Source organism: Campylobacter sp. IFREMER_LSEM_CL2101 (assembly GCF_025771825.1).
In the GTDB taxonomy this organism is placed as follows: Bacteria; Campylobacterota; Campylobacteria; order Campylobacterales; family Campylobacteraceae; genus Campylobacter_D; species Campylobacter_D lari_C.
The window spans coordinates 1-14,263 of record NZ_JAKMQZ010000007.1 but is presented as its reverse complement, the minus strand read 5'-3'; the positions used below and the strand labels follow the sequence as shown (position 1 = coordinate 14,263).

Annotated in this window: 11 protein-coding genes and 1 tRNA gene; 3 read left to right on the top strand and 9 right to left on the bottom strand. The window is 28.7% G+C overall.

Going from position 1 to position 14,263, the window contains the following annotated elements:
- The first annotated feature begins 9 nt into the window (after positions 1-9).
- Together serS and L8V88_RS05420 are read left to right on the top strand one after the other, a co-directional pair.
- On the top strand, positions 10-1,245 hold the full coding sequence (gene serS / locus L8V88_RS05425) for a serine--tRNA ligase (protein WP_263727173.1): 1,236 nt from the start codon (positions 10-12) through the stop codon (positions 1,243-1,245).
- An 8-nt stretch (positions 1,246-1,253) separates the two neighbouring features.
- The gene (locus L8V88_RS05420) at positions 1,254-3,656 is read left to right on the top strand and encodes a tetratricopeptide repeat protein (protein WP_263727172.1); all 2,403 of its coding nucleotides are present in this window, start codon (positions 1,254-1,256) and stop codon (positions 3,654-3,656) included.
- A 110-nt stretch (positions 3,657-3,766) separates the two neighbouring features.
- On the opposite strand, the gene L8V88_RS05415 is transcribed toward L8V88_RS05420, so the two are convergent.
- The 7 genes from L8V88_RS05415 to secA all read right to left on the bottom strand — a co-directional run bounded on the left by L8V88_RS05415 (position 3,767) and on the right by secA (position 11,286).
- Positions 3,767-3,841 (bottom strand) — tRNA-Asn (locus tag L8V88_RS05415).
- A gap of 68 nt (positions 3,842-3,909) precedes the next feature.
- Entirely contained in the window at positions 3,910-4,818 is a 909-nt protein-coding gene (locus L8V88_RS05410) for a radical SAM protein (RefSeq protein ID WP_263727171.1), read from the bottom strand.
- A complete protein-coding gene (hemE, locus tag L8V88_RS05405; RefSeq protein ID WP_263727170.1) occupies positions 4,815-5,837 on the bottom strand; it encodes a uroporphyrinogen decarboxylase in 1,023 nt (340 codons plus the stop codon). Before hemE ends, L8V88_RS05410 begins: the two co-directional genes overlap by 4 nt.
- 12 nt (positions 5,838-5,849) lie before the next feature.
- The gene (locus L8V88_RS05400; RefSeq protein ID WP_012661246.1) at positions 5,850-6,356 is read right to left on the bottom strand and encodes a YqhA family protein; all 507 of its coding nucleotides are present in this window, start codon (positions 6,354-6,356) and stop codon (positions 5,850-5,852) included.
- Positions 6,357-6,367: 11 nt separating this feature from the next.
- Positions 6,368-7,384, bottom strand: coding sequence for an aspartate-semialdehyde dehydrogenase (locus tag L8V88_RS05395; RefSeq protein ID WP_263727169.1), 1,017 nt, complete (start codon positions 7,382-7,384; stop codon positions 6,368-6,370).
- Between the two features lie 12 nt (positions 7,385-7,396).
- Complete coding sequence (locus L8V88_RS05390) at positions 7,397-8,686, bottom strand: sigma-54-dependent transcriptional regulator (protein ID WP_263723962.1); 1,290 nt, start codon at positions 8,684-8,686, stop codon at positions 7,397-7,399.
- Positions 8,687-8,694: 8 nt separating this feature from the next.
- The gene (gene secA / locus L8V88_RS05385) at positions 8,695-11,286 is read right to left on the bottom strand and encodes a preprotein translocase subunit SecA (RefSeq protein WP_263727168.1); all 2,592 of its coding nucleotides are present in this window, start codon (positions 11,284-11,286) and stop codon (positions 8,695-8,697) included.
- 117 nt (positions 11,287-11,403) lie between these two features.
- Here secA and lolA point away from each other — a divergent pair, with 117 nt between their 5' ends.
- A complete protein-coding gene (gene lolA / locus L8V88_RS05380) occupies positions 11,404-11,910 on the top strand; it encodes a LolA-like outer membrane lipoprotein chaperone (protein WP_263727167.1) in 507 nt (168 codons plus the stop codon).
- Here lolA and L8V88_RS05375 read toward each other — a convergent pair whose 3' ends face one another.
- Positions 11,911-12,555: a flagellar basal body-associated FliL family protein gene (locus L8V88_RS05375; protein ID WP_263727166.1), complete on the bottom strand. Its 645-nt coding sequence runs from the start codon at positions 12,553-12,555 to the stop codon at positions 11,911-11,913.
- A gap of 14 nt (positions 12,556-12,569) precedes the next feature.
- Positions 12,570-13,904, bottom strand: a complete 1,335-nt coding sequence (locus tag L8V88_RS05370) for an ATP-dependent DNA helicase (protein ID WP_318529683.1) — start codon at positions 13,902-13,904, stop codon at positions 12,570-12,572.
- Positions 13,905-14,263 lie beyond the last annotated feature (359 nt).

The following is a 14,263-nucleotide window of genomic DNA, read 5'->3' as shown; positions in this document are numbered from 1 at the left end:
GGAGTTAGAATGTTAGATTTAAAACTTTTGCAAAATAATTTTGATAAAATTGCACAAAAACTAAAAGCTAAAAAAGTGGATGAAAATTTACTTAAAGAACTGAGTGATTTATTTATAAATTTAAAAAAAGAAAAAGCACTTTTAGAAGAATTTCAAGCTTTTCAAAACAAATTTAGCAAAGAACTTGCAACAGCGCAAGATAAAGAAAGTTTAAAAGCACAACTAAGTCAAAATAAAGAAAAAATTAATACTCAATCAAAAATCGTTAATGAATTAGAAGAAAAACTAGAACAAATTGCTCTAGCAATACCAAACACCCCTGATGAATGCGTGCCTTTTGGAGAAGATGAGGATGAAAATGTGGAATTAAAAAAAGTTTTAACTCCACCTAGTTTTGATTTTGAAATCAAAGAACATCATGATTTAGGAGAAAAATTAAATTGGCTTGATTTTACAAGAGGAGTTAAAATCTCACAAAGTCGCTTTTGTGTGCTTAAAAACGAAGGGGCTTTACTAAGTAGAGCTTTGGTAAATTATATGATAGATTTTAATAGAAGCAGAGGTTTTGAGTTAGTTAATGTGCCATTTTTAGTAAATAGTGCGACCATGTATGGCACCGGACAACTTCCTAAATTTAAAGATGATATGTATAAGGTAGAAAATGATGACTTATACCTCATCTCAACTTCTGAAATTCCTGTAACTAATCTTTATTCTAATGAAATTTTAACTCAAGAAGAATTACCTTTAAAAATGACTTGCTATAGTGCTTGTTTTAGACAAGAAGCAGGAAGTGCAGGTAGAGACACAAGAGGTATTATAAGACAACATCAATTTGAAAAAGTAGAGCTTGTTAGCATATGCAAGCCTGATCAAAGCGAGCTAATGTTTGAAGAAATGCTAAATTGTGCTAGTGACTTACTAAGTTCTTTAGGTCTAGCACATAGACATTTGATGCTTTGTACTGGGGATTTAGGTTTTTCAGCTGCAAAAACAGTGGATTTAGAAGTTTGGCTTCCATCGCAAAATAAATACCGTGAAATTAGCTCTGTATCTAATTGTAAAGATTTTCAAGCAAGACGTGCAAAAATTCGCTTTAAAAATGATAAAGGCAAAAACGAATTAGTACATACACTTAATGGCTCTTCATTAGCTGTTGGTAGAACCTTAGTAGCTATTATGGAAAATTATCAAGAAAAAGATGGAAATATAAGAATTCCTGATGTATTAAGAAAATACTTTTAAGAGAAAACATGGCCGAAGAAGTAACACTTAAAGAACAAGATAATCAAGAAAAAGCTTTTTCAGAGATAGATGAAAATCCAGGAGTAGAAGAACAAGCTATCCCTCCTGGTATGATACCTCCTGAATTAGAGGAGGAAGAAAGCACCTTTCAAAGAGTAGAAGAAGAACCTCAAATACCACAACCTGAAGAGAAAAAAAAGCTTTTTGATAAAAAATTTATTATTTTAATTTCTGCGCTTGGAGGTCTTGCTCTAATACTGCTTATAGTTTTAATTTTACTCATAGTCTTCAAAGAAGATAAAAAATCCGCTTTAAATACTCAAATCTTAGATGATAATACTAGCACAAGCATCACTAAAGTAAAACAATCAGCATTAGATCTTGTAGTGCAAAAAGCAAATTTATTATACGAAAAAGGTGATGTAGAAAGCGCTTTGGAACTTTATAATAATATTAATATTTTCAATCAATCCTTATCTAGCTATAATCTTGGCGTAGCTCAAATGAAACAAAAAGACTATGCTAGTGCCATTGAAAATTTTAAACAATCGCTAGAATTAGAAGAACATAAAGTAGCTGCGGCCATCAATATAGCTGTATGCTATTTTAATCTTGGTAATAAAGAAAAATTTAATTATTATCTTGACTTAGCAAAAGTACATTTACCACAAGATTCTAAATCATCTTTGTATGATTATTACCTAGGCTTAATTAATTATTATCAAGGATTTTATCCTGAAGCTTTACAGATGTTTATGCGTTCAAATAATATTAATGGATACCAAAGTGAATCTTACTACCTTGGAGCAAAAATTTATGCATTATTAAAATCAGAAAAAAATGCTATTGAATTTTTACAAAAACAAGAAGATTATGAAGCAAGTTTGCCCTTGGGCTTATTATATGCAAAATCAGGTGAATATCAAAAAGCTAAAGAATATCTTGAAAAAGCTTCAAAAATAGAAAATCATGAAGCAAGAAGTAAAGTTGCTCTAGCTTTAGTAGAATTAAAAACAGGGCAATTTGAAAGCGGAGCTCAAATTTTAAAAGCTTTATATATAAAAGATAGAAATATAGGTTCAAAATATTATAATATAAAAACTAGATTAAAAAGAAATTTTTCAAATATCGACATAGCCCAACAGCATTTTGCCAAAAGATTGATTACCGGAAAACAACAAATTTATGATTTGCTGTTTTACTTCTCGCCTTATCGTGTTTTTGATGTTAAGCAAAGTATGGAGCTTATCACAAAGGCTGATTTGGGTAATTTTATACAAGGTTATGAATACGAAAATGAACTTCTTGTTAAAAGTAAGGCTTTATCAGGGGTTAATATAGAATTATCTCATGCTATTGATTTAGCTTTTAATTTTCATTTAAGAGAAGCAAATCAAGAATTTAAAAATTTAAGTGAAATTTATCATGCTCATGATGTAATTCATTATAATCTTGCGCTAACTTATGCACAATTACAAGATTATAACAATGCCTATAAGCATTTTTCAACCGCATATCATTTAAATCCCAAAAATTATATCGCAGGGATTTTTGCTATATATTGTATGGATTTAGTAAAAAAAGATTATACTAAACTAGCTAATGAGCTTTTAGAAAATCTCCAAGCAGACAACACTATAGATCAAAATCATAATATATTTAAATACCTATTGCATTTAGCCAAAAATGATTTTACCGCCATGATCCCTTATTTAGATAATCTTTCAAACACAAACAATACACCTTTAGAGCTAATGTTTGCTATTATAGCCGCTAATGGCAATAATCTTGAAACTTTAAGAAATCAAAAAATTAAGGAATTAAAAGATCTATTAAATGAAGATATTATTAGCAATATTTTATATTTTAATTCTAAAAATACAAATCTTGATATTAAAGAGTATGCCAAACAAGCACAAATGTATTTTTTAACTACCAAACTTGATTATAATTCTTTATTTGGTGGAGCTGGAATAGTTAAAGATAGTTATGTAACACTTATGCAAATAACAGGCTTGCTTAATCATGTTAGAAACGATATTAAGAAAAGACTTGCCATGAGCAATAAAAACTCCATCGGGCTGATTTTTGCTCTAGCTTATGTTGATATTTTTGCAAAAGAATACCAAGAAGCATACACGCTTTACAATATTTTAATAGATGATTATAAAATCAAAGATGCGCAAACTTTATTTTTAGCTGCAGTTGCAGCAATAGGCTCAAACAATCCAAATTCAGCTATAGCCTTACTTGAACTAGCAAGATTGGAAAACGAAGAAACCTTAGAAGCAAGGCTTGCTTTGGGACTTTTATACCATGAAGTGCAAAACCTAGAACCTGCTATGTTTCAATATGAAAAAGTAGGTAATAATTTTGAAAGCAAATTCTTTACTTTTGATATTAAAAATTAGTATTTTCATAAAACAAGAAAATACTAATTAATTCTTAAAAAATATATACAAAAATAAATTATAAATTAACTTGTTAATACACTATAATATATGGGAATAATTTTATGAAGTGGCTCCGGATGTAGGATTCGAACCTACGACCAATCGGTTAACAGCCGACTACTCTACCGCTGAGCTAATCCGGAACATCAATAAATAAGAAATGGTATTATATAAGAAAAAACAACTTTTGTCAAGAGTTTTTTGCAAAAAATTATATTTTTTTATAAAAATTTACTCCTGCTAAATTTTTTACAACGACTTTTTGCTCTTTAATTAATTTTTCCAATACCTCTTTGCTATATTGACTAAATTTATTTTCTATATCAAATTCACTTTGCGCTCTAAGCTGTAACATCTTCAAAAGCTCTTGAGTATTAAAATCAATCTTTTCGCCTTTATAATAATGCTTAGCAAGCACAACAGGCACACTAGTAATATACATACTTAATTCTTCTAATTTTTCCAAAGATATACCTTTAACAGGATAAGCTGGAGGTCTATCAATGGTGCTAAAATCTACTCTTGATGGCTTTATTTTATCAAATACTTCATTTAAAGCTAACATTTCTTCTTTACTATCATTTAAGCCTTGTACAATCAATACTTCCATGATAAGCTCACCTAGAAATTTTTTCCTAAAAATTATCATTTTTTCAATCATTATTTCAAGCTTAATTTGTTTTAAAGCCCTATCTATCCTATAAAATGTTTTTTCTTTAGCACTATCAAGACTAAATTTAACCACATCAATATCCATTAAAGCATCAAAAATATCCGAATTTAAAACTCCACTCCCATTGCTTAGGATCAAGAGTTTTTTATCTTGTTTTATTTTATTTAACTCACAAACTAATTCTTTTAAATGGGGATATAAACTAGGTTCACCATTTGCAGTTAATGTCAGAAATTCAAATTTCACATTACTAGATAAAGCTTGTTTTACCTGTTCTAAGATATCTTGAATTTTTGGATATACTAAAGATTTTTCCACGGGTTTTGCAGCTTGCAACTCACAATACACACAATCAAAATTACATTGCTTTTGATTTGGACTTAAATCAACCCCTAAAGAAAGCCCAAATCTTCTTGAGCTTATGGGGCCAAAGGTAATTTTATTCACTTTTTAGATTTCTCTTGAACTAGCTTGATAAAATATTTAGCATTTTCAACAGGAATGTCAGGCAAAATACCATGTCCTAGGTTAAAAATATGTGCACTATCTTGCATGATATTTAAAATTTTATCCACACCTTGTTCAATAGCTTTTTTATCATACAATCTACAAGGCTCCATATTACCCTGTAAAGTATATTTAGCGCTTAGTTTTTCTTTTGCTAATTCTAAAGGCGTACTCCAATCTACACCAAAAACATCAAAATTTCCACTTATATCATCTAAAAATCCACTAACACCTTTAGGAAATAAAATCACAGGAATATGTGGATATTTTTCTTTAATAAAATCAGCAATTTCAAGCATATATTTAAAAGAAAACTCAAAAAACATTTCTTTTTCTAAAGCACTTGCCCAACTATCAAATATCTGTATAGCATTAGCACCTGCTTTAATTTGCTCTTGGATATAATACTTTAAAGCCAAAGTAAGTTTAGATAAAATTTGATGTAAAAATTCAGGATTTTGGTAAACTAATTTTTTACATTTTGCATAATTTTTACTACCACCACCCTCTATCATATAAGTAGCAATAGTCCAAGGACTTCCACAAAAACCAATCAAAGCTTTATCATGCACAAGTTTTTCTCTAGTAAGCGCTAGTGCATCATAAACATAAGAAAGATTTTTAACACTTTTTTCAACATCTAATCTTTCCAAATCTTCCTTGGTTTTAATGGGATTTGAAAATACCGGCCCTTCGCCTTTTTCAAATTTTAAGTCCATACCCATTTCTAAAGGCACCACCAAAATATCTGAAAAAATAATAGCTGCATCAACACCCAAAATATCCACAGGTTGCAAAGTAACTTCACTTGCTTTTTTATAGTCCTTACAAAGTGATAAAAAGTCCCCAGCGCTTGCTCTAACTTCCATGTATTCAGGTAAATACCTTCCTGCTTGACGCATCATCCAAACTGGAGTATAAGGGGTTGATTTTTTAAAACACGCATCAATAAAAATCATTTTTATTCCTTATTAATGATCACTTTTATGCAAGAAATAAAGCCCCACACAAAGAGCCAAAATAGAACCTGCCAAATAAGTCATATCCAAAACTGTATTAAGTTGCATTTGTAAAATTCTTTGGAAAAAATTTACAACTAAAACCATGATGATTACTTTTGCAAGTTTATCTTTTAGCTGATCCAAACTATGCACTTCTAAAACTTTTGATTGCTTTGTTTGTTTAAAATCTTCTATTTCGCTAATAAAAAGCTCATAAATTCCAAAGGAAAAAATAAATAAAACCAAAGCCATTAAATATAAATCTACAGCCCCTATGATCAAACCAACAATGTCTTCATGCAAATCTACCGTAGAATTTGGCAACATAAAATACTCAAATACATATTTTAAAACTTTAATCACATCATAACTTGCGATAAAAAATAAAACAAAAGCTCCTATTAAACCAAAAATTACAGGTAAAATAGTAACCAAACGACTCTTAACTAATAAATTTTCAAAAAATCTTTCTAGCATTTTTCTCCTTTTTAAACCAATTCTAGCCATTTTTGTGCGATACGCACTGCATTTGTAGCAGCTCCTACACGAATTTGATCAGCCACACACCATAAGTGCAAAATGTTTTTGTGATTAATATCACGTCTAATTCTTCCTACATAAGTTTCGTTAGTATCACTTGTAAAAAGTGGCATAGGGTATTTTTTATTTTCTACATCATCAATCACAACAACACTTGGTGCTTTAGAAAGTATCTCTCTAACTTTAGCAATATCAACATCTTTTTCAAAATGCATAGTAATGGCTTCACTATGACTTCTAAGCACAGGGACTCTTACGCAAGTGGCTGAAATTTCAAGTTTTTTATGCAATATTTTTTGCGTTTCATTCACCATTTTTAATTCTTCTTTGGTGTAGCCATTGTCGCTAAAAACATCAATTTGAGGAATCAAATTTAAAGCTAAGGTATAAGGAAAAGTTTTTGCTTCAAATTCATCTAATTTAAAAGCAAAAAAACTTTGCATTCCTTGAACTAGTTCTTCCATACCTTCTTTACCTGCACCACTTGCTGCTTGATAAGTACTTACGTCTACTCTTTTTAGATTAAATACATCATCAAGTGGTTTTAAAACATGTACCATTTGTATAGTAGAACAATTTGGATTAGCAATAATTCCTGTTTTTTCCCAATCTTTAATATCCTCACTATTACATTCAGGAACTACTAAAGGAACATTCTCATCCATTCTAAAATGGCTCGTATTATCAATCACTACAGCACCACATTCTACTGCGTATTTTGCATACTCAGCACTTATATTTCCTCCAGCGCTAAAAAAAGCAATATCTACAGGATTTTCTTTAAAAACACTTGGAGTTAATTCTTTTACTTTATAACTTTTACCTCTAAATTCTACTTCACTACCTGCACTTTTTGCACTTGCTAATGGTAAAATACTTTCAACTGGAAAATCAAGCTCGTCTAAGACATTTAAAAGTTCTTCACCAACTGCTCCTGTTACACCTACAATAGCTATTTTTTTCATTGTCCGTCCTTTTTAAGTAATATTGTATTTTTTCATTTTTTCGCTAAAAATTTTCTCACTCATCCCTATAAGCTTAGCTGCTTCTGTAATATCTTGTGAATTTTTTAAAGCTTCTAAAATCAATTCTTTTTCAAGATTTTTAATATCTTTACTTTTTCTACTTTCTAAGAATAAATCTTGAGCACTAATCTCATCATTTTCACTTAAAATACAAGCTCTTTGTATAATAGAAATCAATTCCCTAATATTACCTGGAAAATCATAAGCTAGCAAAGCATCTTGCGCTTCTTGGCTTAAAGTTTTTTCATTAAAATCATATTCTTTACATGTATCAAGTAATACCTTTTGTGCAATTTGCAAAATTTCTTCTTGACGCTCTCTTAGCGGTGGTATATTAATAGGAATAGTATTAAGCCTATAATATAAATCTTGTCTAAACTCATTATCTGCAATCTTTTTTTCTATATGAGCATTAGTTGCACTGATAATTCTTACATCAATCTTTATACTTTTAGTACTTCCTAATCTTGTAATTTCTTTTTCTTGCAAGGCTCTTAATAATTTTGCTTGAATTTCATAAGGCATTTCACCTATTTCATCTAAAAATAAAGTGCCTTCATTAGCAAGCTCAAATAATCCTATTTTAGTAGTATTAGCATCAGTAAATGCACCTTTTTCAAAACCAAAAAGCTCACTTTCTATCAAATTTGATGGAATTGCCGCCATATTAATTGCTACAAAAGGCTTTTGTGCTCTTTTTGAATTTTTATGCACAAAATTTGCAAAAACTTCTTTACCTACCCCACTTTCTCCAAAAAAAAGCACACTTGCATCTGTTTTAGCAGCTTTTGTAGCTAATTTTAAACAATTTTCCAAAGCCTTAGAAGTGCCATAAAAATCTTGATTTTCATCTTTTTTGACAGTCTTTTTATTTGTTTTTTTAGAAGTCTTTTCTTGAATTATTTTTGCGCGTTTTATCGCAGTTACTAAAGTATTAATATCAAATGGTTTTACTAGAAAATCTTTTACTCCAAGCCTTACTGCCTCTATAGCACGATTTAGTGTTGCATTACCTGTAATAATAATAAAATCATATTTATTCTCACAAGCTTGCACAAATTCAATACCATCCATACCTGGCATATTAATATCTGTAATAATCAAATCAACATCATCATTTAGTTTCTTTAAAGCTTCAGTTGCTGATTTATAAGATTTTATAGTAAATTCTTCATACTCACTCAAAGCAATTTCGAGTGATTTTCTCATATTTATATCATCTTCAACTATAACTAAATTCATTACATACCTTAAGCTAAAATACCTTTTTTAGGACCACTTTTACCATGGCACTCTTTATATTTTTTACCACTACCACAAGGACAAGGTGAATTTCTAGGCACTTTAGTAATTTGTGCTTCACCATTTTCATCAACACCACTTTCTGTAGTACTAGCTAAAAACTGCTCGTTTTGCTCGTGGCTTTTTTCTTCAAAATTTTGTGCTTCTTTTTGAGTAAAAACTACATTAAATAGTAATTTCAAACTATCAAATTTAACACGCTCAACAAGCTCCATGAAAAGATTATAACTTTCTTTTTTATATTCTACCAAAGGATCTTTTTGATTATAACTTCTTAAACCTATACCAGTTTTTAAAATATCCATTTGGTATAAATGTTCTCTCCATAGATTATCTAAAATTTGAAGATATAAAATTCTTTCAATTCTTCTAGCTTCCTTATCTTCAATAATACTCATTTTGTCTTTATAAGCTTTTTCTAAAATTTCACTTAATTTGTTTTCTACTTCAATCACACCTAAATCTTTAAAATCAGCTTCGTTTAGTTCAAGGTTACACTCATAACTTACTTTTTGCTTTAAGCTTTCAAAATGTTTAACATCATCTTCAAGCTCTGCATTTAGATAAATTTGACTTACCAAATGATTGCTATATTCAGCAATATTTTTTAAAATTTTATCTTGCAAATCAAATTCTTCATCTAACAATTCATTTCTATAATTATAAATAGTCTTTCTTTGTTCATTAGCCACATCATCATATTCAAGCAAGTGTTTTCTACTTTCAAAATGCAAGCTTTCAACTTTTTTTTGTGCATTTTCAACAGCTCTTGTAACAATGCGACTTTCTATATGCTCACCTTCTTCTATACCTAATCTTTCCATGATATTTTTAATGCGATCGCCGCCAAAAATTCTCAAAAGATTATCCTCTAAACTTAAATAAAATCTACTTACACCAGGATCACCTTGACGCCCTGCACGACCACGAAGTTGATTATCTATTCTTCTACTTTCATGGCGTTCAGTTCCTATAATATAAAGCCCTCCTAAAGCTCTTATTTCATCATCTATTTTTATATCAACGCCACGACCTGCCATATTAGTAGCTATAGTTACTGCACCTTTTTTACCCGCATCTTGAATAATCAAAGCTTCTTGCTCGTGATTTTTAGCGTTAAGCACATGATGAGGAATGCGTTCTTTTACAAGCATATTATGAAATACTTCACTTCTTTCAATACTTGCAGTCCCTACTAAAACCGGTTGACCTTTTGCGTTTGCTTTTTTTATCTCTTCAATAACTGCTTTAAATTTTTCTTCTTGTGTTTTATAAATCAAATCATCTTTATCTATTCTTGCAACCGGTATATTTGTAGGTATAGACACTACGTCTAAATTATAAATTTGAGAAAATTCTGTTGCCTCAGTTTGTGCAGTACCTGTCATACCTGCTAATTTTTTATACATTCTAAAATAATTTTGGAAAGTAATATCTGCTAAAGTTTGACTCTCTTCTTGAATTTTTACTCCTTCTTTAGCCTCTAATGCTTGGTGCAAGCCATCACTAAAGCGTCTTCCTTCACTTAGCCTTCCTGTAAATTCATCAACAATTACAACTTCTTTATCTCTTAATACATAATGCACATCTTTTTCAAATAAATTATGTGCTTTTAAGGCCTGATCAAGTTGATGGGCTAATATTGCATTATCTAAACTATATAAATTTTCTACTCCAAATAATTTTTCAGCCTTAGAAATTCCAGCCTCTGTAATCATGATAGTTCTATTTTTCTCATCGACAACAAAATCACCACTTGGTAATTCTTGAGGAGTAGCAGCTGCTTGGCCTTTTTGCATTTGTTTTGCTACTTCATTTGCTTTAATATAACCATCTAAAGTTCTATTTGTAGGCCCACTTATAATAAGTGGAGTTCTTGCTTCATCTATTAAAATACTATCTACTTCATCAACTATAACAAAATTATGTTCTCTTTGCACTTTTTCAAGTTTTGAAAATTTCATATTATCACGCAAATAATCAAAGCCAAATTCATTATTTGTACCATAAGTTATATCACACTCATAAGCTTTTTTATGCGCCTCATCGCTATTTTGTTCTGAAAGTATCACCCCCACACTAAAACCTAAAAAATTATAAATGGCACTCATTTGCCCTGCATCTCTTTTGGCTAAATAATCATTTACAGTAACCACATGCACGCCCTTACCGCTCATAGCATTTAATACAACAGGTAAAGTTGCAACCAAAGTTTTACCTTCCCCGGTTTTCATTTCAGCGATTTTTCCCTCATGCAAAACCATACCACCGATTAATTGCACATCAAAATGACGCATATTAAGCGTTCTTTTTCCTACTTCTCTAACTATTGCAAAAACATCATTTAATATTTGATCTAAAGTTTTTTCTTCTTTTTGAATTTGTGTTTTAAAATCTATAAAATTTTGTTTTAATTCATCATCGCTTAAATTTTGGTATTTTGACTCTAAAGCATTAATTTGTGCAACTCTCTTTAAATATTTTTTTACTTCTCGATCGTTTTTTGTGCCAAATATTGCTTTAAATACGCTAGAAAACATTTTTTTACCTTTAATTACAAAAATATATGCTAGATTATACCTTGATTTTAATTAGAACTATATAAAAGTTTTATTTGCATAAATTTTATATAATTTGTTAAATTTTAAAGGATAATTATGAAATATTTTATATTTTTAATGATATTTGCTTGTAATATTTTTGCTTTTGATATAAATTTTAAAAATTTTAGCAGTGATTTTGAGCAAAAAGTGCAAAGCAACAATTCTTCGCTAAATTATAAAGGAAATTTTATCATTACTCAAAATAAAGCTTTTTGGAATTACACTAAACCAAATAAAAAACAGATTTATATCAATAACAAAGAAGTTGTTATCATAGAACCTGAATTAGAACAAGCCATTTATACTCAATTGCAAAATTTACCAAATCTTCAAGCAATTTTTAAAAAAGCAAAATTAATATCTCATGAAAATTATGAAGCAAAATACGAAAATATCACATATAATATCAAATTAGAAAATGATAGCCTTAGTAGTATTTCTTATAAAGATGAATTAGGAAATTTAGTTAGTATTTATTTTCACAATCAAAAATTTGATCAAAATATTAACGAAAATATTTTTATACCAAAAATCCCAAGCCATTTTGATATAATCCAATAATCAAAATGGTATCTCTTTAAACAAATCTTGTTCTTTGCTTGGTGCTAACATTTGCATTTGAGTATTTTCCATAGTTTTTAAAATCATATCCATAGCTTCTTTACTTGCATTAACATCTTGATTAAAACTTATATTACTATCTTTAACACTGCTTGTTTGGGTAACATTTATATCTTTTGATTGGGTATTATTTTGATCTGAAGTTTTAGTAACTTTAAGAATATTTTGAATTTCTTCTTGTTTAGCAGTTTCTTTTAAATCTTCGTCCTTTTTTTCTAAATCTTTTACAAAACGCTTCAACTCTTCTATATCAAATTGACTCACTGAATTAATTTTTAGAATATAAATATTTTTTATTTGAGTTTTGTATTTTTTATTGCTAAATTTAAGCAAAGTTTCTTTAAAGTTGTTTTTACCCACTTCTGTGAATAAATCTTCATAAAAATAACTAGATACAATAGTATTTAAAGCATCTATGATTTTTTTTTGATCTAAATTTTCTCCCTCAAAATCCAAAGTCATTTCAATCTTTTTTAGAGTGTTATTTCCAACCTTTGAATACAAATCTGTTCTAAAATCTTCTATACTTAAAGAATTAGCATAAATACTACAAAAAGAAAAAAATAAAATTACCGCCCATCTCATAATCATTCCTCATCTTATTCTAAATTTACAAACTTTTCTTGTAAATAAAATTGTTTTACCTCTTTATCGAATTTTAAAATTTTTAAAAAATAATCCTCAAAAGGCATTTTATAATTATATACGATTTTTAAATTACTTGGATTAATGGCTCTTGATAAACATACATATAATTGTCCTTTTTCAAAAATTCCATCAATATCACATATTAATTTATCTATACTCATACCTTGAGATTTATGGATTGTTATAGCATAAGCTAATTTTATAGGAAATTGAACAAATTTAGCTTTTATCTTAACTTCTAGTTTTTCATCTTTATCTAGCTCATACTCTTCTAAGGTATATTCATATGGTTTTAATTTCAATCTTTCACCATTATTTTTTTCTATCAGAATATATTCTTGCTCTTTATCTTTTATAAAATCTAAAACAACACCTTGCTCCCCATTATAATAATTTTCTTCTTTATTATTCACACAAAAAATAATCTTAGCGCCTATTTTTAATTTTAACTCACCCAAAGAATTAAGTCCGTTAATCCACTGCTCGTAGGTTTTATCATCTAAGGTACAATCTAGTTTTTCAGCTTTTGCTTTAAATATACTTTCTTTACCTTGTAAAAGATTTAATTTTTCAGTATTAATATAATTAGTTTTTTTATTTGTGGCACATAATAGAGTATATTCATCCATATATTCAAGTAAATTTTTTGAACTAATTAACATTTTTTTAAAGAAATTTAGCATTTCTTTATTTACTTCACCCATTCTAAGAAAAAACAAATATTCATAAAATTGCTTATCTAAAGTTCTTTTTGTAACGCTAAGTTTTAGATTAATAAATTTAAGATCATTCCAGGCTTGCGAAGAAAAAGCATATAAAGTATTTTGAAATAAAGTACTTTGAATTTGATTTTCTTTATGCTTAACCACGGGTGGAAGTTGAAAAAAATCTCCAACTAATAAAATTTTACCATTAAAGCCACTTCTTGATAATCTATAATAAATCATTTCCATCAACGAAGCACTTACCATAGAAATTTCATCTATAACCAACAAATCACATTGTTTTAAAATTCTCTTTAATTTTTCTAGTTTATCTTTTTGCTTTCTATCTTCATAATACAACTCATCATAATTTTGACATCTTTTAAAAGCAAAAAAACTATGTAAAGTAACCCCACCTATATTAAAAGCACTAAGAGCAGTAGAACCCAATACAATAACAATTTTTCCTTGAACTCTATAAGATTTTATAAGTTCCATAGTTAAAAAAGACTTACCAACACCTGCACCACCACTTAAAAATATGTTATTATCTCTTAAAAAATTTTCCAATCTACTCAATATCATCTTAACATTATATTATAATCTAGTAAAACCCTTATAAAAATCCCTTACAAACTAATTCATATTTTTTATCAATTAATACCTTATCTAATATAAACAACTAAAACATATCATCCACAATTGATTCAAACACCAAATTAAAATATTACTACTAGCCCAGCTACTACCCCACCCAAAAATCCATCACAAACTAAAAATATAAAAACCACTAAAAACCTAAAAAACAAATTTACTATAAGCAATTTAAAATTGAAAAATTAAAACAGTCAAGCCAATTAAATTACTAAAGATATAGAAATAAAAACATAAATCAACCAAGTCAAATTATCCAACCACCCAAAAAACAAAAGCTAAATCAC